Here is a 20,417-nt window from a genome sequence, read left to right on the forward strand (position 1 = left end):
TCATCCGTGGTCAAAGCAGCATGGCCGAGTGTCGCAGCTTACACCGCGCGCAGATTGTCCGCAGCAGATTTGCCGGTCCGGCGGTCTGCAACGATTTCAAAAGACACCTTCTGACCCTCGTTGAGGGTGCTCATGCCGGCGCGTTCGACGGCGCTGATATGAACGAAAACGTCTTGGCCGCCGTCGTCCGGCTGAATGAAGCCGAAACCCTTCTGGCCGTTAAACCACTTCACAGTTCCCAAGCTCATGGAACATCGTCCTTTAGTATAGATGCGTGTTTGGAGCCGCACCCGAGGGCGCAGCAGGCTAATTCGAAGTTCAGGGGGTGAGGGTCGTCAGTCAGGCACGCTATCAGCGGCGAGGCCAAGTCGTTCGGCCGAAACTCGATCCGAGGTAGGTAGCTACGGTTCGGCCATTCCGCAAGTGGCTTTTCCCCCTTTCTGACCTCGACCGCGACGTCCCCTGAGCCAACGGCATCGCCCGGTTTGGGCCAGGCGCCCTATTCCTTCTTCGCCGTCAGGCCGTCGACCATCGCGCGGGTCAAGGTCGAGATCTCGCTGCGCAGCGCGCCGATCGGCACCGCGATCAGCTTGTGCTCCAGCCCGAGGGCGACCATGCCGTGGACAGCTGAGAACAGGCTGCGCGCGGTGACGCCGAGCTGCGCCGGCGAGCGCTGCGGAAATAGCGCGGCGAGCGGCTTGTAGATGTGGCGGAACAGTTCCATCTGCTCGCTGATCGCCCATTCCGGCACCGGCTTGCCGGGCTGCATGCGATGCTCGAACAGCGCGCGCCACAGTTCGAGATTGTCGGCGGCGAAGTCGCAATAGGCGACCGCGATCCGCACCAGCATCTCGCGCGGCGCGGCCGCGCCGCGGATCTCGGCCAGCGACAGCGAAGCATCGAGCCGGGCCAGCGTACGCGAGCCGACGCGCAGGATCAGCTCGTCGACATCCTCGACCAGATTGTAGACGCCGCCATTGGCGATGCCGATTTCCTGGGCCAGTTCGCGGGTTTTCAGGCCACTGAGACCCTTTGCCGCAATTGCCCGTTCCGCCGCCTCGATCAGCGCTTCGCGCAGTTTTGCACGTCGTTCCAATGCCTTGGACATGTTTCACCCGTCGTTAATCACATTCGTGAGCGACGCTCAAATAAATATTGAGCAATGCTCATTTTGTGATACAAAAGATTCATGAGCGATGCTCATAACAGGGAGTGGCCAAATGTTCAAAACTGTTTTGACGATTTTCCGCGGCAGCGTGGCGGCAGCCGAGGAGGAACTGCAAGATCGGACCGCGCTGGTCGTCCTCGACCAGCAGATGCGCGATGCCGCCGCCGCGGTCGACCGCTCGAAACGGACCCTGGCGCTCGCCATTGCCGGCGACCAGCAGGAGGGCCGGCGGCTCGAGGCGACCAATGCCCGGATCGCCGATCTCGAGGTGCGGGCGTCGGCGGCGCTCGAAGGCGGCCGGGACGACCTCGCCCGCGAAGCCGCGCAGGCGATCGCCAACCTGGAAGCCGAACGCGACGCCGCGATGACCGCGCGCACGCTGTTCGCCACCGAGATCACCCGGCTGAAGCGCCATGTCGCCAACGCCGAGGCGCGCATTGCCGAGCTCGATCGCGGCCGGCGCCTTGCCCGTGCCTCGGAAGCCGTGCGTTCGCTGCGCCGAAGCGGCATCGAGGCGGCGCGGCCCTACGAGTCGACGCTGCCGGAAGCGGAAGCCACGCTGAAGCGGTTGCGCGAGCGGCAGATGGAGACCCAGGCGGCGGATGACGCGCTGTTCGAGATCGACACCGCCTCGGGCCCGCTCGCCACCGCCGAGAAGCTCGCCGAGCAGGGCTTTGGCCCGCGGATGAAATCGACTGCCGACGACGTGCTGGCGCGCCTGAAAGCCAGGCGACCGCCTGCCGCCTGAGAGCTCAAGCCTGAAACCTCGAGCCTGAAACCAAGCCAACTTCAGATCACCCATTATCAAGGAGACGACCATGAACCAGACCATCCAACCCCACAGCGGCAGCTGGGTTGCCTTTACCTACGCGTCCTTCGCAGCCTCCGCCTTCCTCGTCGCCGTCGGCGTGTTCTTCCTGCCGATCAGCATCTGGATGCAGGGGTATCTGACGATGGGCATCGTGATGCTGGTCCAGACCTGCATCACGCTGACCAAGACGGTGCGCGACAATTACGAGAGCGGCAAATTCGTGAACCGCATCGAGGACGCCAAGGCCGAGCGCCTGCTGATGGAAGTCTCCAAGGCGGCGTGAGCCGGAGCAAGACGACGCGGCGGGTGTTATGCACTCGCCGTTTTGTCGTTCGGACCAACTTTGTTCCGTTTCCGGAAGGCCTTGTTTACCCTGCGGCAAACAGCGCCAGGTTGCGCTCATGGCTCCTTAACAGGCCAAAGTGCAGAGATCGCGCCGAGGGACAGAGAAATGGCGTCCACGGACAATCGCACCCCCGCTTCGCGCGGCAGCAGGAGCCTTGCCAAAGCGCGCGCGGCCTTTGACGGCCTGCGCAGCCATGGCGGCTTCTGGCTGAAGGCGCTGTCGCAGCCGACCATCGATCTCACCTTGCGTACCCAGGCCGGCCAGCGCACCCGCATCGTCGAGGCGCCCGGCCTGTCGCTGCCGAAGGACGAGCTCGACGCGCTGGTCGAGCAGCTCCGCGCCGTTGCCGCCAAGACGCTGCCAGAGGAGAGCCTGAGCTACGGCATCTTCTCCGGCGAGCCCGAGCGGCTGTCGCGCGCCATCATCACGCTGATCTCAGAGGAAGACACCGGGCGGCCGATCGCGTTCAACGCTCTGTCGGTGATGGACGTGCCGCTCGACGGCGAGCCCACTGAAGTCACCCATCTCGGCCTCGTCATGGTCGATCCCGATGTGCGCGGGCAGGGGCTGTCCTGGGTGCTCTATGGCCTGACCGCACTGGTGCTGTTCGCCCGCGACGGGCTGCGGCCGAAATGGATCTCCAACGTCACCCAGGTGCCGGCGGTGGTCGGCATGGTCAGCGACACCTTCTCGGACGTATTCCCGTCGCCGCTGCCGGGGGCGCGGCAGAGCTTTGCGCATCTGCAACTCGCCCGCGGCATCATGACAAGGCATCGTGCGGTGTTCGGCGTCGGCGAGGAGGCCGGTTTCGACGAGGCGCGTTCGGTCATCACCAATGCCTATACCGCCGGCTCGGATGCGCTGAAGAAGACTTTTGAGATCGCGCCGAAGCATCGCGATGCCGTCTACAACGAATTTTGCGAGCGCGAGCTGGATTACGGCCGCGGCGACGATGTGCTGCAGATCGGCCGCGTCGATCTTGCCGGCGCGCGCCGCTATCTGATGAGCGAGGTGCCCTCGGGCTCGCTGCCGGCGCTGCTCGCGGCGTCCGCGATGCTGGCGTTGCAGCGGCTGGTGCTGCCGGTGGTCTACTGGATGGACGACACCCGCGCCTTCGGCACGCTGCGGCCGCGCAAGCAGGAGAGCGGGACCGCGCGATGAATTTCGACTATTACTCCTTCACCGGCCGCAACATCGGCTTCATCGACGAGCACGAGCAGCAGCTCTTGCGCCAGGCGCGGGTGTTCGTCTGCGGCGTCGGCGGCATGGGCGGCGCGGCCTTCATGGCGCTGGCGCGCGCCGGCGTCGGCAAGTTCGTGATCGCCGACATCGACCGCTTCGAGGTCTCCAACCTCAATCGCCAGGTGTTCGCCTTCGCCGACGAGGTCGGCCGCGAGAAGGCGACGGTCGCCGCCGAAGCCGCCAAACGCATCAACCCGACCATCGAGGTCGAGGTGCTCGGCGAGAACTGGACCAGTGCGCTCGCCGGGATTGCCGAACGCTGCCCGGTCATCGTCAACGGCATGGACGATATCGCCGCCGGCGTGCATCTGTACCGGACTGCCAAGCGCGCCGACGCAACCGTGATCGACGCCTATATGTCGCCGTTGCCGTCGGTCATCGTGGTGCGCCCGCACGATCCCAGACCCGAGGAGCGCCTCGGCTTTCCCACGCTGGCCAAGGATTGGACCGAGATCACCGAGGACGACCGCCGCGCCGCGATGCGTGCCGAGATCGAGCACGTCATGCTGCACTCCTCCTCGCGCAACTATGTCGACCTCGCGATCGCCGGCGAGGTCGCGGCCGGTCGCCGCAGCCGGATGTCGTTCGCGCCGATGGTGATCTCGACCGGCATGCTGATGGCCTATGAAGCGGTCGCGCTGATCCTGGGCCGCACCTCCGGCACCGATTGCCGCGGCTGGTTCCTCAACCCGCACCGGCCCGCGATCGAGAAGCCGCGCAATGCGCTGGTCGCCGCCCTGATGCGTCCGCTGGTGCGGCGCGCCATTGACGAATTGACGGGCGGCAAATGACCTCAGGGGTGATTGCCGATTCCATCGTCAATCTCTGCGGCGCCATCGGCGTCGCGGTGGCGATGATGACGTTCTATCGGCGCGATCCCAAGAGCCCGCTGACTCGCCGCCTGCTGCTCGCGCTCGGCGTGATCGCGACCCTGTTCCTCGATCGTGGCTTAGCGTGGTGGAGCGGAAGCTTTGTGCTCGACCGCCTCTCGGTGATCCCGGCCGCGCTGATCCCGCTCGGCGCGCTGATCGTCACCGAAGGCATCCTGCGGCGGCATGCGCCGCGCGTGGTCAAGATCGCGGCGCTCGGCGGCGGCATCCTGCTCGGGCTCGGCGGCACGTTCGGGCTGCAACGTTTCGTGATGCCCTACGCGATCACGCTGGCGCTGTTCCAGCTGCTTGCCTTCGCCACCTGCGCGCTGCTGCTGGCGACGCGCGACCGCGCCGCGCTGATGGCCTCGGAGAACCGCAGCATCGGCCGCATGGCGGTCGGCGCGCTGGTGGTGATCCCGTTCATCCTCACCGACTTCCGCACGCTATTTCCGGACATTCCGGTCCGGCTCGGCGCGCTGGGCGCGCTGCTGACGGTGACCGTGATGCTGATCGCCGGCGGCGGCGCCGAGACCCGCCGGCATGGGCTTGCGATGATGGCGCTGCGGCTGATCTCTTCGGGCCTGCTTGGCCTTGCCGCCGCCTTCATGGCGCCTGACGTCGATGCCGCGCAGATGGTGCGGTTCGTCGCGGTCGCGATCGCCGGCGTGCTGACCATCGGGTTGATGACGGACGCATTGCGGGCGCTGTTCGAATCGCAGGAGCCGGGCGTGCTCAATTCGGTCGCGGCGTCGCCGGCGCAGACAAGGGAGCAGTTGATCGCCGAGCTCGCGCGGCATCCGATCTTTGAAAGCGCGCGGCGTTTTCGCGAAAGCGAGCTTGCGCTCTACGATCCGCCGCTGCTGCGGGACTTCCTGTCGACGCGCCGGGTGCTGCGCCGGTCCGATGCGCCGTGGGGGCTGCCGCTGACCGATCCGGCCGCCGAGCGCATGGTCTCGTTGATGACTGCCAACAACGCCTCCCATGTCATCGTGCTCGCACATGATCCACTCGACCTCATTGTGCTCGCCGTACCCGTGACCGCGGCCGATCCCGCCACCGAAACCGCGCTGGCGCTGGTGCGGCGGCTGCTGGCGTTGACCCCGGAGGCCAAATGAATCTCGAGATCCGGGAGGGCGACCGCAAATCGGCATTCGACGCCGCCCTCAACGCCTATGGCCCCGACAGCCTCTACGTGCCGCCGCTGTGGAGCGACTTCGACCGGATGTTCGATCCGGCAAAGAACCCGTTCGTCACCGAAGGCCATGGCCGCTATGCGCTGTTTTCCGCGCATCGCGACGGAAAACCGGTCGGCCGTATCGCTGCCTCGATCCACGATGCCTCCAACCGCAAGCACGGCACGCGTCACGGTGCGTTCGGCTTCTTCGACTGTATCGACGACGTCGAGGTCGCCGATGCGCTGCTGTGGGCCGCCGAGCAATGGCTGTCGGCGCGCGGCATGAGCCGGGTCGCCGGCAATTTCAATCTGACGGCGATGCAGCAGATCGGCGTCATGACCGACGGCTTCGACCATGCGCCGTTCACCGACATGATGTGGTCGCCGCCGCACATCGCGCAGCATCTCGAACGCGCCGGTTATGCCGCGACCTTCCCGATGACGACGTTCGAGATCGCGCTCGACGGCGGCAAGCCGGAGCAACTGCTCGGCGACAAGCAACGCGCGGTGCTCGCCGATCCGGATTTCGTCTGGCAGCCGATCAAGCGCTCCGCCTTCAAGATCCGGCTGGAGGATGCGCGCCTGATCCTCAACGACGGCTTTGCCGACAATCCGATGTTCGTGCCGCCGACCGCGGCCGAATATCTGTTCCAGGCTGGCGACATGATGTGGATCATCGACAAGCGGATTTCGACCGTGGTCTATCACCGCGGCCGGCCCGCCGGCGCGATCATCGCGATCCCGGACCTCAATCCATTGATCAAGGCGATCGGCAGCCGGATCGGGCTGACCGCGCCGTTCAAATTCGTGCAGCACCGCATGATGAACACGCGCGCGGTGCTGATCTATCAGTCGGTCTGCCGCGACCTGCACAATCGCGGCCTCAACGGCGCGATGCTCTACCGCACCGCGCTGGCGTTGCAGGAGGCCGGCTACCGCACGCTCGGCGGCACCTGGATCGCCGACATCAACGCGCCGTCGCTGCGCCAGGTCGAGAAGGCGGGCGCCACACCGCTGCACCGGCTGCATCTGTTCACCAAGAGGCTGGCCGCGGCATGAGCGAGCTGACGCCGGACTTGCTGCGCGAGCTGGTCGCCGAGGCGCGGCTGGCGCCGAGCGTCCACAACATCCAGCCGACGCGCTGGCGCTTGCTTGGCGACGGGCGGCTGGCGCTGGTCGACGCGACCTGGGTGCGCGCGCCGGTCGCCGATCCCGCCGGACACGACGTGCTTATGTCACATGGCGCAGCGCTGGAGGGCATGAGCCTTGCGCTCAACCGCCGCGGCCTCGCCATCACGGCGATGACCACGATCGAGCAGCCGCTGTCGCCGCAATTTACCGCGCTCTGCAGCTTTGCGATCAGGCAAGGTGTCGCGCCCGATCCGTTGGCCGGCCATGTGGCCCACCGGATGTCGTGGCGCGGCAAGTTCGCGGCGTCGCCGGATGAGCCCGTGCCGCTGGTGCAGCTCGCCGTCGCGCGTGACGATTTGATCTGTATTGGTGACCCCCAGACGATTGCCGATATCGCCGGCTGGGCCGACCAGGCCGAGTTCTCCTTTGTCCGCGGCGACGACTATCGGGCCGAGCTGCTCGAATGGATGCGGCTGTCGCCCGGCCATGCGCACTATCTGCTGGATGGTCTCAATCGCGATGCGCTTGCCATGAGCGCGGTCGAGGCCACCGCCGCGCGCTACGTGCTCGGCGGTCTGTTCAAGCCGCTCGATCGTCTCGGCCTCGCCGCATCGCTGCTGTCAGACGGCGCGAAGACCGCCTCGGCCGCGGCGATCGTCCTGTTCTGTCGTCCGGTCGGTGAGGATCCACTCACGACGGGACGGCATTTCTACCGCAGCTGGCTGGAGATCGATCGCGCCGGGCTCGCGGCGTGCCCGATCTCGGCGCTGGCCGATCACCCTGACTTCAACGACCGGCTGCGCAAGATCGGCAAGATCGGCACCGATCTGCGCCTCGTCAACGTGTTCCGCATCGGCTGGCCCTCCAAACCGCTGAAACCGCAGCATTTCCGGCTGCCGGTCGACCGGCTCATCGTCTAGAGCGTTTTCGAGCGAAGTGGACACCGGTTCGCGTGAAGAAAACGCGTCAAAACAAGAATCTAGAGCTTCGGTTCTGATTCAATCAGAACCGAAAATGCTCTAGGCGCTGACAGATCAGGTGCGATATCCGCTGTCAAAGCTTCATGCGGTCGTGCTATGACGCCGCCCGCTAACCAAAGACCGGTGGAGATGATGTCGAAGCAATCGCTGCGCGAGGAGGCCGAGCGCCTGATCCGCGAGACCATGGAAAAGCGGAACCTGGTCATCAAGCAGGGCACGACCCGGATCGAGGCCGTTTGCGGCAAATGCGGCGCGCCGAACCGGGTGCAGGCGGAAAAGGGCCAGTCCCGCGTCAAGTTCACCTGCAAGAACTGTGACCACAAGCAGGAAACGCTCTGAGCGAGCCCGCCCTGACCCATCCGGTTCTATTTGTCCCGTCATCCTGAGGTGCGAGCGAAGCGAGCCTCGAAGGATGCACGGCCCGGCCGGTGGCCGTCGATCCTTCGAGACGCGCGCAAGAGCGCGCTCCTCAGGATGACGGTGATAGCCTTGTAAGGTGGGTTAGTTAGCCGAAGGCGTAACCCACCATTTGCGCCGCGGTGGGAGAAAAGGTGGGTTACGCTTCGCTAACCCACCCTACGCAACTACTTCCCCTTCACGAACGCCGCGAACGCATCGCCGAAATCCGGATGCCAGCGCGACAGCGGCGGGCGGTTCTCGACGATGTCGCCGGCGGCCCACAGGATGCGGCGTTCGTCGAGTGCGCGCGGCACGTCATTGTCGGGGCAAAGGATATAGAAATCGCCGGTGGCGAGGTGCTCGATCATGAAGTCGACGGTCTGCTCCGCTGTCCACGCGCCGGCCGGCTTCTCGGTGCGGCCGCGCGCGGTCAGTCCGGTGAAGACAAAACCCGGGATCAGGAGATGCGCCGTGATCTTGCAGCCATCGGTGTTGCGCAGCTCGTGCTGCAGCGCCTCGGTGAACGCCTTCACGCCGGCCTTGGAGACGTTGTAGGCGGGATCGCCCGGCGGCGTGGTGATGCCCTGCTTGGAACCGGTGTTGATGATCAGCCCCGGCCGGCCGCGATTGATCATGTTGGGCGCGAACGCCTGCGTGCCGTTGATCACGCCCCACAGATTGACGCCCAGGATGCGTTGCCAATTGTCCGCGGGCCCGAACATCGCGCTGCCGGGCTGGATGCCGGCATTGTTCATCAGGATGTCGGTGCCGCCGAACCTTTTCGCGACCGCGGCCTCGAGGCTTGCGACCTCGTCGGCGCGGCTGACATCGACCGCAGCCGTCATGATGTCGGCGGTGCCGCCGGGTGCGGCGGATGACAGTTTTGCCGCGGCCGACTTCAGCCTGTCATCGCCGAGATCGGCGATGCAGACCTTCATGCCGGCTTCGGCAAACCGCTTAGCTGCGGCAAGCCCGATGCCGGATGCGGCTCCGGTGATCACGGCAACATGATTGGCTGATATCACGGGGTGGGGCATCGTCGGTCTCCGGACACATCTGTGGCTCAGTTGGAAAATGAGTATATCGCACCTGGCATGCACGCAGGTGCATGGGAGGTTTTCATGCCCGCCACCCTCGACAACGCCGGCTTCGCTTTACGGTTTCGCGGCCGCGCTGTAGAATCGCCGATATAACGCTTCCAACACACCTCAGCCGACATTTTACAGGGAGTGCAAACATGGCTGTTTCGCAGGCTGTTCCGATCACGCGCCATCCTTATGCCGATGGCTCCTACAAGAAGATGCTGATTGACGGCAAATGGGTCGACGCCGCCTCCGGCAAGACATTCGAAACCCATAACCCCGCCACCGGTGAATTGCTCGCGTCCGTCGCTGAGGGCGATGCCGAGGACATCAACCGTGCGGTCGCGGCAGCGCGCCGCGCGTTCGAAGGGCCGTGGAGCAAGGTGAAGCCGTTCGAGCGGCAGAATATGCTGCTCAAGCTCGCCGAACTGGTCGAAGCCAATTTCGAGGAACTGTCCCAGCTCGATACGCTCGACATGGGCGCGCCGATCAGCCGCACCCGCGGCAACCGGCTGCGTGCCCTTGGCATGCTGCGCTACTACGCCGGTCAGGCGACCGCCATCCACGGCGAGACCATCGAGAACTCGCTGCCCGGCGAGATCTTCTCCTATACGCTGAAGGAGCCGATCGGCGTGGTCGGCGCCATCATCCCCTGGAACGGTCCGCTGACCGCCTCGATCTGGAAGATCGGCCCTGCGATTGCGACCGGCTGCACCGTGGTGCTGAAGCCGGCCGAGGAATCGCCGTTGACCTCGCTGCGGATCGGCGAGCTGTGCGTGGAGGCCGGCATTCCGCCCGGTGTCGTCAATGTCGTGCCGGGCTATGGCGAGACCGCGGGCGCCGCGCTGGCGTCGCACCCCGATGTCGACAAGGTCGCCTTCACCGGCTCGCACGTCACGGGCCAGTCGATCATTCGCGCCTCGGCCGGCAACCTCAAGCGCGTTTCGCTCGAGCTCGGCGGCAAGTCGCCGGACATCGTGTTCGCCGACGCCGATCTCGACGCCGCGGTGCCGGGGGCCGCGATGGCGGTGTTCGCCAATTCCGGCCAGATCTGCAGCGCCGGCACGCGGCTGTTCGTCGAGCAGCAGGTCTATGACGAGTTCGTCGGCCGCGTTGCCGAGTTCGGCAAGAAGCTGCAGGTCGGCAACGGCCTCGACCCCAACACCCAGATCGGGCCGCTGGTGTCGCAGCAGCAGATGGACCGCGTGTCCGGCTATCTCGACATCGGCCAGAAGGAAGGCGCCAAGGCGCTGGCCGGCGGCGGCCGCCTCACCGAAGGCGCGCTGTCGAAGGGCTACTTCGTGCAGCCGACCGTGTTTGCCAACGTGCAGGACAACATGCGCATTGCGCAGGAGGAGATCTTCGGCCCGGTGATCTCGGCGATCTCGTTCAAGGATCCGGACGAGCTGATCAAGCGCGCCAACGCCACCACCTTCGGCCTCGGCTCGGGTGTGTGGACCACCAATGTCAGCAAGGCGCACCAGGTCGCGAAGGCGCTGCGCGCCGGCTCGGTCTGGGTTAATTGCTACCAGGCGATGGACCCGGCGGTGCCGTTCGGCGGCTACAAGATGAGCGGCTACGGCCGCGAGTCCGGCAAGCAGCACGTCGAGGAATATCTCAACGTCAAGGCGGTCTGGATCAAGACGGGCTAGCGCCGCGACCGCTTGCGTTCTATCTTCACCTCTCCCCGCTTACGGGGAGAGGTCGCCGCGCTCATGCGCGGCGGGTGAGGGGGCACAGGTCCTAACTCTCGGCGCGCTCGCGGAGGGAAGCCCTCACCCCGAGGTCTGCAAAATTTCGGAATATTAGAAGAATATCCCTGATTTGCCCGACGCGTCAAGTTGCCTTGTCGAACGCCGGCCGCCGTCGGCTACTTTGCATGGGGTTGTTTTCGCTATTTTCGCAACGCGCCCTTGCGACGACCGCCGATTCCAGCGCTTACCGCCCCGCGGCCTTCTTCGGCTTGCCGATGTCGCTGCGCAGGGCCTCGAGATCCTTGCGCACGGCGGTCGCCGCATCGCGCTCGATCTTGCGGTAGCGCGCCACCAGGGAGAGGCCGAACGGGGTCAGCACCGCGCCGCCGCCATTCTTGCCGCCGGTCTGGCGTTCCACCGCCGCCTGCCGGCAGATGCGGTTGATCTCGTCGACGAGGTCCCAGGCGCGCTTGTAGCTCATGTCCATGGCGCGGCCGGCGGCGGAGATCGAGCCGCATTCCTTGATCCGCTCGAGCAGCAGGATCTTGCCCGGTCCGATGCGGTCTTCGGCATCGAGATCGATGCGGACGCTCAACGAGGGGAGCGATGTGGCGCTCGTTTTCGACATGGCAAGCCTGCTTGTCTGTTCGCTAGATTGCCACTACCTGCTTTTGCGAACAAGATGAACCCGTGACATAACGGGCATGGTCCGGAAAAGTGGTAACCGGCTTTCCGGGGCGGATCATGCCCACACCATAACGGAAACCACACAAGAATATTTGGGGTAGGCATGAGTTCTCCATCGCTGTTTTCGCCGCTCAAGGTCGGTCCCTATGAGCTGAAGCATCGCGTCGTGATGGCGCCGCTGACGCGGATGCGGGCGGCGCGGCCGAGCCTCGCGCCGCGGCCGATGAACGCGGAATATTACGCGCAGCGCGCCACGCCCGGCGGCCTGCTGATTGCGGAGGCCTCGCCGGTGGTCGCCACCGGCTTCGGCAATCCCGGCGTCCCCGGCATCTATAGCGATACCCAGATCGCGGGCTGGCGCGAGGTGGTGGATGCCGTGCACGCCAAGGGCGGCTTGATCTTCCTGCAGCTCTGGCACGTCGGCCGCGTCTCGCATTCCTCGTTCCAGCCCGGTGGCGCGCTTCCGGTGGCGCCGTCGGCGGTCGCGATCCCGCCCGAGTTCAAGTGCATGACGGCGGACGGCAAGGTGGTCGAGTACGAGACGCCGCGCGCGCTCGAGACCCATGAGGTCGCCGTGATGGTCGAGGCCTACCGGCAGGGCGCGAAGAACGCGCTCGCCGCCGGCTTTGACGGCGTCGAGATCCACGGCGCCAATGGCTATCTGATCGAGCAGTTCCTGCAATCGCACAGCAATCTGCGCACCGATCAGTATGGCGGCTCGATCGAGAACCGCGTCCGCTTCCTGCTGCAAGTGACGCAGGCGGTGACCGAGGTCTGGGGCGCCAACCGCGTCGGCGTGCGGCTCTCGCCCTACGGCATTGCCAATGGCAGCGGCGAGGCCGACCCGATGCCGCTCTATAGCCACGCCATCAAGGCGCTGGACAAGTTCGGGCTCGCCTATCTGCATTTCATCGAGCCGCGTGCCTCGGGCACCGGTCGCGCCGAGGTCGACTGGCAGAACGTGCCGTCCGCGATGGTGCTGTACCGCCCGATGTGGAGCGGTGTCCTGATCACCGCCGGCAACTTCGTCGGCGACAGCGCACAGAGCGCGGTCACGGAAGGTCATGCCGATGCGATCGCGTTCGGCCGCTATTTCATCTCCAACCCGGACCTGCCGCGCCGCCTGCAACGCGGCTATCCGCTGACCAAGTACAACCGCGCGACCTTCTATGCCGGCGAGGAGAAGGGCTACACGGATTATCCCGTGCACGACGAGATGGCGCAGGCGTAGACGCGCGTTGTTCTTGTAGCCCGGATGAGCAAAGCGACATCCGGGGCCGAACGTGAGGCTGTTCCCGGATATCGCTTCGATCATCCGGGCTACGATGGCTCGACCAGCAAAACCGGGAGACCCCGATGTTTCCGGACGACGAGTTCGAGCCGACGAAAAAGCCCAAGCCGGTGGCGCTGGCAAAGCCCGCGGCCGGGCAGTGCCTGTGCGGCAAGGTGCGGTTCGAGATCGACGTGCCGGCGCGCTGGGCCTGGCACGATCACACGGCCGCGAGCCGCCGCGCCCATGGCGCGGTTTATGCGACCTATGTCGGCAGCTGGAAGAAGCGCTTCCGTATCACGCAGGGCGAGAGCGAGCTGTCGCGTTACGAGGATGCGAAAAGCAAGACCGCGCGCAGCTTCTGCGCCAATTGCGGCACGCCCGTCATCTACGAGCGCGCGCGGTCGCCGCACATGGTGAATATTCCGCGCGCGCTGTTTTCCGGGCGCACCGGCCGGCAGCCGCTCTATCACATCGCGATCGAAGAATTGCAGGAATGGGCCTACACCGGCGAGCCGCTGGTGCCGCTGAAGGGCTATCCCGGCGTGGTCTGGCAGCGTTCGAAAAAGAAGAAGCGCAGCGAGCGCGAGGGGATGTTCTAGGACACCAAGTCGCGCGGGTCAGCTTTCGGAGCAAGGCGTCGCACCAAGACGCGGGCTACGTCAATGCTTCACGTAGATGACCTCGTCCGTTCCTGCGTATTCCTCGGTCCACCCTCTCTTGTCGACGAGGAACCTCTTCAGAGGTTCGTGCGCCTTCACCCAGAGCACCGTGTCGATCTTGTACTTGGCGAGGACGGTGTCCCAGGCGGCCTCATCGATCTCCCATTTGATCAGGCTGAAATAGTCGCGCAGCAGCTCGTCGGGATAGGCGGTGGCCGACCGGCCGTCGATGAACACCGGCACCGCACCGCGTGTGTAGAAGATCAGGAGCCCACCGACGTTCCAGTGGTTCAGCAGCCGTGCATGCGGAAAATGGCTTTGAAGATAGCGCGCATCCTGCTCCGAGAGCAGCTGCGGAAGTGCGAGAGCCGGTTTGACGACCATCAAGGTCAGCGGCAGCGCGCACATTGCAACGATGCCGGCAACCAGCAACGAGCCTTGGACCTTGAGGTCGTTTAGTCGTTTGGGCAGCAGCTGGTCGACGTGAAGCGCCAGCGGCACCGTTGCGAACATGAAGAAGAACGACATGTACCGGTACTGATAGAATCCCAGCAGCAGGAACAGCCAGGACAGCAGCCGGGACTCCAAAGGAGCGGGCGAAGCGGCCGGGTGGCGGAGCTCGAACGCCGCAAATACGGCGATGTAGACGATGCCGGGAATGCTCCCGGGCACGGTGAAGTTCGCGGAATAAGACCACCACTCGGTGATGTGCGCCTGCGCAAAATGGCCGAGCGTGGTCGTGACGCCGTCGTAGATGTACCAGCCAAGCGGATTGATCAGGATTGCGACAAGGCAACCGGCGGCTGCGAAACCATAGATTCTAAGACCTGCCCAGTCCCGCCTGAGCACGGAGGCGGCGCCGAAAATGCCGATGATGAAAAGCCCGAGCACAAAGCCGCCGTGCAGATTGGCCCAAAGCACCATCATCACCGGCAGCAAGAACCATCTGGTTCGCTTCAGGCACTCTGCGTAGAAAACCACGCAGAACAACATGGTGGGGGTGTTCGGCGAAGCGGCGAGATAGGAATTAGGTGCGGTCACGAACGCAGGGTAAAGCAGGCACGCGGCGAGAACGGAAATGCCGACCGCAAGCGTCGAGGCGCCGCTGCGCAGGCAGATCGATGTGAGATATCCGGCGATGACGGCGCCACATGCAACGACCGCCAATGTGAGGCCGGTAATTCCCGTGTATTGAAACACCACGCTGGCGATCACGTCCCAGAGCCAGGACAGATTGTACCATTGCCTGTCGCCGAGGGTGAATGACCATGGATCCTGAAAGGGGACATTGCCGCGCTCTCTGATCAGGTCTCCGGCGGCGAGGTGCCATCCCAGATCAAGGTGGCCGAGCAGGAGCGGCCCGTTCGACAGATAGTACACGGACGTGACTGCGATCAGGAAGACATAGAGTCCCACCTTCTCGCGCCCGATCGTTCCCGGTCCTCTATCGAGCCTGGTTCCGTTCCAGGCCGCCAGCGCGTCCATGACTTCAGCCCCGCGATCGAAGCGAGCCGTCTGCGGGCCCTGCATGCTTTTCTGTGTGCTTGATGAAGGCAAACCATCGTGGCTTTAGGGCACTCTCGCTAAAGTAGCGTTAAAGTCGGCCGCGCAATTCGATGGCTCCCGTTGAGGTTCACGTCTACCCCAACGCCGGCCTTCGAGGGGCTGGCTGGCGGACGGAGTGAATGACGAGCGCGTGCCCTGGAGAGCCAGGCGCGCGCCAGCGGAATGCGGCCATGACCGGCGGCTCGATTGCTCCCCAAGCGCAAGTTTGGTCATCTCCACCGGCGCCGTCGGCCAATGCGCTGGCAGGCCTGGAGGGAACATGAAGAATCGCATTACCGGCCGCTCGGCATTCCTGGCGCTGCTGAAGGACGAGGGCGTCACGCATCTGTTCGGCAATCCCGGCACCACCGAATTACCGATCATGCATGCGCTGAAAGATCATCCCGACCTCACCTATGTGATGGCGATGCAGGAGAGCCTGGTCGTCGCGATGGCCGACGGTTTCAGCCGCGCCTCCGGCAAGCTGGTCGCCTGCAACGTCCATGTCGCGCCCGGTCTCGGCAATGCGATGGGCTCGCTCTACAATGCGAGCTTCACCGGCACGCCTTTGATCCTCACCGCCGGCCAGCAGGAACAGGGCCACGGCCTGACCGAGCCGGTGCTCTATGGTCCACTGGTGCAGATGGCCACTCCCTTGGTGAAATGGGCGGTCGAGGTGACACGGCTGGAGGACGTGCCGCGCATCGTGCGCCGCGCCGCCAAGATCGCGACCACGCCGCCCACGGGACCGGTGTTCATCTCGCTGCCCGGCGACATTCTCAACGCGGAGGCCGGCATCGAGCTCGGCCGCTCCACCCGGGTCGACACAAGCGTCCGGCCGTCGGAGGACTCGCTGAAGGCGCTGGCCGCGCGCATCCTGAAAGCCGAGCGTCCGGTGATCGTCGTCGGCGACGAGATCGTCAAAAGCGACGCGTTGCGCGAGGCGGCCGATCTCGCCGAGACGCTGGGCTGCCCGGCGTGGCAATCGCCGACGCCCTATGGTTCGCATTTCCTCTCCGAAAGCCCGAGCTTCATGGGCGCGATCGCGCGGCTGCAGAAGGTCGCCCGCGACGTGCTGGCGCCGCATGATCTCCTGATTGCGCTCGGCGGCGATCCGCTGCGGATGTCGGTCTATAGCGAGGTCGATCCGCTGCCGGATGGGCTCTCGATCGTGCAGGTCGGCCTGGTCGACAGCGATCTCGCCAGGAACTATGGCGCAGAGATCGCGGTCAAGGCCGACGTCAAGGAAACGCTGCGCGCATTGGTCCCGGTATTGAAGGAGCTCGGCGGCGGCGCGCTGGAGACGCGCGCAAAGCAGGGACTTGCGGCGCTCTCGACGAAGAACTGGGCAGCGAAGCGCAAGGCGCTGGTCGAGCAGATCTCGAAGGCGAGCCAGACCTCGCCGATCGATCCCGATTGGCTGGCGCTGCAGGTCGTGGAGACGATGCCCGACAACGCGATCCTGGTCGACGAAGGCCTGACCTCGTCGCGGCAGATCCTCGGCTTACGCCCGCATCGCGACCGCTACGGCTATCACGCGCTCGCCTCCGGCGGCATCGGCTGGGGCCTGCCTGCCGCGGTCGGCGTCAGCCTCGCTAATCCGCAGCGCCCGGTGGTGTGCTATTCCGGCGACGGCTCGTCGATGTATTCGATCCAGTCGCTGTGGACCGCGGCCAATCACAAGCTGCCGCTGACCTTCGTCATCGTCAACAATGGCGGCTATCGCATCATCAAGCAGCGCCTGCTCGCCTTCCATGGCGACGACAATTATGTCGGCATGGATTTCATCGATCCGCCGGTCGATTTCACCGGCGTCGCGCGCTCGCTCGGGCTCGAAGCGATCAAGGTCACCGACCCGCAGGAGCTGAAGGGTGTGATGAAGTCGGCGTTCAGCCGGCCGGGTGCGAAGCTGATCGAGGTGATGGTGAGCAATTCGGTGAATTGACTTTTCACCGTGCGCTCTCCTCTCTCACCTCATCCTGAGGTGCGAGCGGAGCGAGCCTCGAAGGATGCACGGCCCGGCTAGTGGCCGTCGCCCCTTCGAGACGCGCGCAAGAGCGCGCTCCTCAGGATGACGGGAAATGAATCGTAGGGTGGGTAAGCCGAAGGCGTAACCCACCACCGGCCTCTCATCAGCACCGGTGTTTGTTGGACGAAGATGGTGGGTTACGCTTCCGCCTTCGCTCGTTGAGCTACGGCGGACAAGTCGCTAACCCACCCTACGCAGGTCACTCCGCCGCTGCGCTCTTCACCCGATATCGCCCCGCCGGATGTGTCGCATCGAGCCTCGCGCGGCCCGCGCCGAACAGCTTCTCGCGCAAGGTGCCCTTGGCATACTCCCGCTTGTAGCGGCCGCGCTTGACGAGCTCCGGCACCAGCATGTCGGCGATATCCTCGAAATCGCCGGGCGAGATCGCGAACGCGACATTGAGGCCGTCGACGTCGGTGTCTTCGAACCATTGCTCGATCTTGTCGGCGACCTGCTCGGGTGTGCCGACCACCACGGGGCCGGCGCCGCCGATGCCGACATGCTCGGCGACCTCGCGCACGGTCCAGACCCGATCGGGGTCGGCGCGGGTGACGTTGTCCATCGCGGAACGGCCGGCGTCGTTCTGCACGTGACGGACCTGCTGGTCGAGCGAATAGGTCGAGAAGTCGACCCCGGTCCAGCCCGACATCAGCGCCAGCGCGCCCTCGTGGCTGATATGGCTGCGATACTCGGCGTATTTCGCCTTGGCCTCGGCTTCGGTCGGTGCCACCACGACGCACATCATCGAGAACATCAGGATCTCGGCCGCGTTGCGTCCCTTCTCGGCGGCGAGCTCGCGGATCGCCGACACCCGCGGGCCGATCACTTTCGCTGAAGGCCCCGACATGAAGACGCATTCGGCGTGCTCGGCGGCGAATTGCCGGCCGCGCGGCGAAGTGCCGGCCTGGTAGAGCACCGGCGTGCGCTGCGGCGACGGTTCCGACAGATGGATGGCGTTGAGCCGGTAGTTGGCTCCCTCGTGCTGCACGCGATGCACCTTCGCAGGATCCGTGAAGATGCCGCGCGCGACGTCGCGGATCGCGGCGTCGTCCTCCCAGCTGCCTTCCCAGAGCTTGTAGACCAGCTCCATATATTCGTCGGCGAGCTCGTAGCGGTCGTCATGCGCGGTCTGCTTGTCCTTGCCGGCGCCGCGCGCCGCGGAATCGAGATAGCCGGTCATCACGTTCCAGCCGACCCGGCCGCCGGTGAGGTGATCGAGCGTCGACATCCGCCGCGCGAATGGGTAGGGCGGCTCGAAGGAGAGGTTGCTGGTGACGCCGAAGCCGAGATTTTCGGTCACCGCGGCCATCGCCGGAATCAGCATCAACGGCTCGTTGGCCGGGGTCTGCGCCGCGTTGCGCAGCGCCGCATCCGGATTGCCCGCATAGACGTCATAGACGCCGAGCACGTCGGCGAGGAACAGGCCGTCAAACCGGCCGCGCTCCAGCGTCTTCGCCAGATCGGTCCAGTAGGACAGTCTGTTGTAGTCCTTGGTGCGGTCGCGCGGATGGGTCCACAGCCCCGGCGACTGATGCGCCACGCAGTTCATGGCAAAGGCGTTGAGCCGGATTTGTTTTGTCATTGTCGAAACCTTGGTCGAAACCGTGAGCGCCGCTTCGAATGCTGCCCGGTCGGATGCCGGGCGTCCCGCAGCAACTTGTTGCGACTCCCCACGTTTTGGCAAGGCCCCCTTCGCGATTCACACCCTTCCGGTGGCGCGCCGATCCCGATAGGTTGCCGGCCTGGCCTCCAGAAGCATGATCCGGGCGCAAAGCGTCGCGTTCCGGTGGGTTCATGCCTAGACGCGATCGGACGAAGGAACAATCATGGCGACACGGGCCGACGCAATCGAAAACGTGCGAGAGCATTTTCAATCGGGACAGTTCTTGCAGGAGCTGGACCGCAGGGTCGGCTATCAGACTGAGAGCCTGAATGTCGACAAGGCCGATGCGCTGCGCGCCTATCTGGTCGAGAATCTGCAGCCGGCCTTTGCCGAGCTCGATTTCAAGACCCGGCTGATCGAATCGCCGACGGGCCGCGGGCCCTATCTGATCGCCGACTACCAGGAGGATGCGGCGCGGCCGACCGTGCTGACCTATGGCCATGGCGACGTCGTCGACGGCATGGTCGGCGAATGGCGCGACGGGCTCAATCCCTGGCAGACCACGGTCAAGGGCGATCGCGTCTATGGCCGCGGCACCGCCGACAACAAGGGTCAGCATTCGATCAACATGGCCGCGCTGCGCGCGGTGAAGCAGGTGCGCGGCGGCAAGCTCGGCTTCAACGCCAAGTTCATCATCGAGACCGGCGAGGAGATCGGCTCGCCCGATCTGCGCGAGGTCTGCGAGGCGCATCGCGACGAACTGAAGGCTGACCTGTTCATTGCTTCCGACGGGCCGCGGCTGTCGGCGGAACGGCCGACCATCTTCCTCGGCTGCCGTGGCGGCAACCGCATCCATCTCGACGTCAATCTGCGCGAGGGTGGCAACCATTCCGGCAATTGGGGCGGCGTGCTGGCCAATCCCGCCACGATCCTGGTCAACGCGATCGCGAGCCTGGTGGACGGCAAGGGCCGCATGAAGCTCGAGATCCTGAAACCGCCACCGATCTCGAACCGCGTGCGCGCCGCGCTCGCCGACGTCGAGATCAAGCCGACGGCGGACGAGCCGGCGCTGGCGGAGGATTGGGGCGAGGAGGGCCTGACCGCGGCCGAGCGGCTCTATGCCTGGAACACGCTGGAAGTGCTGGCGATGTCGTCAGGCAATATCGACAAGCCCGCTAATGCAATTCCGGGCAGGGCGAGCGCGGTGCTGCAGCTCCGCTTCGTCGTGGGCACGAAGTATCTCGAAGTGATCGATGGGGTGCGCGATTATCTGCACAAGAACGGCTTTCCGATGGTCGAGGTCTCCGGCGCGCAGCGTTTTGGCGCCTCCCGCACCGACATGGACAGCCCGTGGATCGAGTGGGCGGCGAATTCGATCCGCACCACCACCGGCAAGGCGCCGGCGGTGCTGCCGAACTTCGGCGGCTCGCTGCCGAACGACGTGTTCTCCGAGGGCCTCGGTCTGCCGACGATCTGGGTGCCGCATTCCTATCCGGGCTGCTCGCAGCATGCGCCCGACGAGCACATCCTGCTGCCGGTGACCGAGGAGGCGCTGACCATCATGGCCGGCCTGTTCTGGGATCTCGGCGAGACGCCGCTTTAAGGTTGAAGGACGGGCTCGCTGTTTCCCCGTCATCCTGAGGTGCGAGCGGAGCGAGCCTCGAAGGATGAATCGGCCACCAGCGGGGCCGTGCATCCTTCGAGGCTCGCAAGAGCTCGCAC

19 protein-coding genes are annotated in these 20,417 nt (G+C 65.2%); 13 read left to right on the forward strand and 6 right to left on the reverse strand.

Features of this window, described 5'->3' with window-relative positions; all coding sequences use genetic code 11:
* Nucleotides 1-38 precede the first annotated feature (38 nt).
* Complete coding sequence (locus H8B02_RS16630) at nucleotides 39-248, reverse strand: cold-shock protein (protein WP_229167217.1); 210 nt, start codon at nucleotides 246-248, stop codon at nucleotides 39-41.
* A gap of 251 nt (nucleotides 249-499) precedes the next feature.
* Nucleotides 500-1,108 (reverse strand): TetR/AcrR family transcriptional regulator, encoded by a 609-nt coding sequence (locus H8B02_RS16635; RefSeq protein WP_229167218.1) that lies wholly within the window; start codon nucleotides 1,106-1,108, stop codon nucleotides 500-502.
* 112 nt (nucleotides 1,109-1,220) lie between these two features.
* Here H8B02_RS16635 and H8B02_RS16640 point away from each other — a divergent pair, with 112 nt between their 5' ends.
* From H8B02_RS16640 to H8B02_RS16675, 8 genes are all read left to right on the forward strand, one after another.
* Nucleotides 1,221-1,916: a PspA/IM30 family protein gene (locus tag H8B02_RS16640; protein WP_229167219.1), complete on the forward strand. Its 696-nt coding sequence runs from the start codon at nucleotides 1,221-1,223 to the stop codon at nucleotides 1,914-1,916.
* A 70-nt stretch (nucleotides 1,917-1,986) separates the two neighbouring features.
* Nucleotides 1,987-2,262 (forward strand): YiaA/YiaB family inner membrane protein, encoded by a 276-nt coding sequence (locus H8B02_RS16645; protein ID WP_092123920.1) that lies wholly within the window; start codon nucleotides 1,987-1,989, stop codon nucleotides 2,260-2,262.
* A 168-nt stretch (nucleotides 2,263-2,430) separates the two neighbouring features.
* Entirely contained in the window at nucleotides 2,431-3,486 is a 1,056-nt protein-coding gene (locus H8B02_RS16650; RefSeq protein WP_229167220.1) for a GNAT family N-acetyltransferase, read from the forward strand.
* Nucleotides 3,483-4,358 carry a HesA/MoeB/ThiF family protein gene (locus tag H8B02_RS16655; RefSeq protein ID WP_229167221.1) on the forward strand — a complete coding sequence of 292 codons (876 nt, stop codon included), beginning with the start codon at nucleotides 3,483-3,485 and terminating at the stop codon, nucleotides 4,356-4,358. The genes H8B02_RS16650 and H8B02_RS16655 overlap by 4 nt, the downstream gene beginning before the upstream one ends.
* On the forward strand, nucleotides 4,355-5,554 hold the full coding sequence (locus H8B02_RS16660) for a hypothetical protein (RefSeq protein WP_229167222.1): 1,200 nt from the start codon (nucleotides 4,355-4,357) through the stop codon (nucleotides 5,552-5,554). Before H8B02_RS16655 ends, H8B02_RS16660 begins: the two co-directional genes overlap by 4 nt.
* Nucleotides 5,551-6,672 (forward strand): GNAT family N-acetyltransferase, encoded by a 1,122-nt coding sequence (locus tag H8B02_RS16665; RefSeq protein ID WP_229167223.1) that lies wholly within the window; start codon nucleotides 5,551-5,553, stop codon nucleotides 6,670-6,672. The genes H8B02_RS16660 and H8B02_RS16665 overlap by 4 nt, the downstream gene beginning before the upstream one ends.
* Entirely contained in the window at nucleotides 6,669-7,664 is a 996-nt protein-coding gene (locus H8B02_RS16670; RefSeq protein WP_229167224.1) for a hypothetical protein, read from the forward strand. Before H8B02_RS16665 ends, H8B02_RS16670 begins: the two co-directional genes overlap by 4 nt.
* A gap of 192 nt (nucleotides 7,665-7,856) precedes the next feature.
* A complete protein-coding gene (locus H8B02_RS16675) occupies nucleotides 7,857-8,063 on the forward strand; it encodes a hypothetical protein (protein WP_024581255.1) in 207 nt (68 codons plus the stop codon).
* Between the two features lie 245 nt (nucleotides 8,064-8,308).
* Here H8B02_RS16675 and H8B02_RS16680 read toward each other — a convergent pair whose 3' ends face one another.
* Nucleotides 8,309-9,160 (reverse strand): SDR family NAD(P)-dependent oxidoreductase, encoded by an 852-nt coding sequence (locus H8B02_RS16680; RefSeq protein WP_229167225.1) that lies wholly within the window; start codon nucleotides 9,158-9,160, stop codon nucleotides 8,309-8,311.
* Between the two features lie 200 nt (nucleotides 9,161-9,360).
* Between H8B02_RS16680 and H8B02_RS16685 the strand changes: the two genes are divergently transcribed.
* Nucleotides 9,361-10,857, forward strand: coding sequence for an aldehyde dehydrogenase family protein (locus H8B02_RS16685; RefSeq protein WP_229167226.1), 1,497 nt, complete (start codon nucleotides 9,361-9,363; stop codon nucleotides 10,855-10,857).
* Between the two features lie 286 nt (nucleotides 10,858-11,143).
* On the opposite strand, the gene H8B02_RS16690 is transcribed toward H8B02_RS16685, so the two are convergent.
* Nucleotides 11,144-11,527, reverse strand: a complete 384-nt coding sequence (locus H8B02_RS16690; RefSeq protein WP_092123946.1) for a winged helix-turn-helix domain-containing protein — start codon at nucleotides 11,525-11,527, stop codon at nucleotides 11,144-11,146.
* A gap of 162 nt (nucleotides 11,528-11,689) precedes the next feature.
* Here H8B02_RS16690 and H8B02_RS16695 point away from each other — a divergent pair, with 162 nt between their 5' ends.
* Both H8B02_RS16695 and H8B02_RS16700 read left to right on the forward strand, forming a co-directional pair.
* Entirely contained in the window at nucleotides 11,690-12,817 is a 1,128-nt protein-coding gene (locus H8B02_RS16695) for an alkene reductase (protein WP_229167227.1), read from the forward strand.
* Nucleotides 12,818-12,942: 125 nt separating this feature from the next.
* Nucleotides 12,943-13,458 carry a GFA family protein gene (locus H8B02_RS16700; RefSeq protein ID WP_229167228.1) on the forward strand — a complete coding sequence of 172 codons (516 nt, stop codon included), beginning with the start codon at nucleotides 12,943-12,945 and terminating at the stop codon, nucleotides 13,456-13,458.
* Nucleotides 13,459-13,518: 60 nt separating this feature from the next.
* Here the strand turns inward: H8B02_RS16700 and H8B02_RS16705 are convergent, their stop codons facing one another.
* On the reverse strand, nucleotides 13,519-15,048 hold the full coding sequence (locus H8B02_RS16705) for a hypothetical protein (protein WP_229167229.1): 1,530 nt from the start codon (nucleotides 15,046-15,048) through the stop codon (nucleotides 13,519-13,521).
* 295 nt (nucleotides 15,049-15,343) lie between these two features.
* Here H8B02_RS16705 and H8B02_RS16710 point away from each other — a divergent pair, with 295 nt between their 5' ends.
* Nucleotides 15,344-17,008 carry a thiamine pyrophosphate-binding protein gene (locus tag H8B02_RS16710; protein WP_229167230.1) on the forward strand — a complete coding sequence of 555 codons (1,665 nt, stop codon included), beginning with the start codon at nucleotides 15,344-15,346 and terminating at the stop codon, nucleotides 17,006-17,008.
* A gap of 283 nt (nucleotides 17,009-17,291) precedes the next feature.
* Here the strand turns inward: H8B02_RS16710 and H8B02_RS16715 are convergent, their stop codons facing one another.
* Nucleotides 17,292-18,674, reverse strand: coding sequence for an LLM class flavin-dependent oxidoreductase (locus H8B02_RS16715; RefSeq protein ID WP_229167231.1), 1,383 nt, complete (start codon nucleotides 18,672-18,674; stop codon nucleotides 17,292-17,294).
* Between the two features lie 244 nt (nucleotides 18,675-18,918).
* On the opposite strand from H8B02_RS16715, the gene H8B02_RS16720 reads away from it, so the two are divergent.
* Nucleotides 18,919-20,298: a M20 family metallopeptidase gene (locus H8B02_RS16720; RefSeq protein WP_229167232.1), complete on the forward strand. Its 1,380-nt coding sequence runs from the start codon at nucleotides 18,919-18,921 to the stop codon at nucleotides 20,296-20,298.
* The last annotated feature ends 119 nt before the right edge of the window (nucleotides 20,299-20,417 follow it).

It is taken from the genome of Bradyrhizobium altum, from assembly GCF_020889705.1.
Lineage (GTDB): Bacteria > Pseudomonadota > Alphaproteobacteria > Rhizobiales > Xanthobacteraceae > Bradyrhizobium > Bradyrhizobium altum.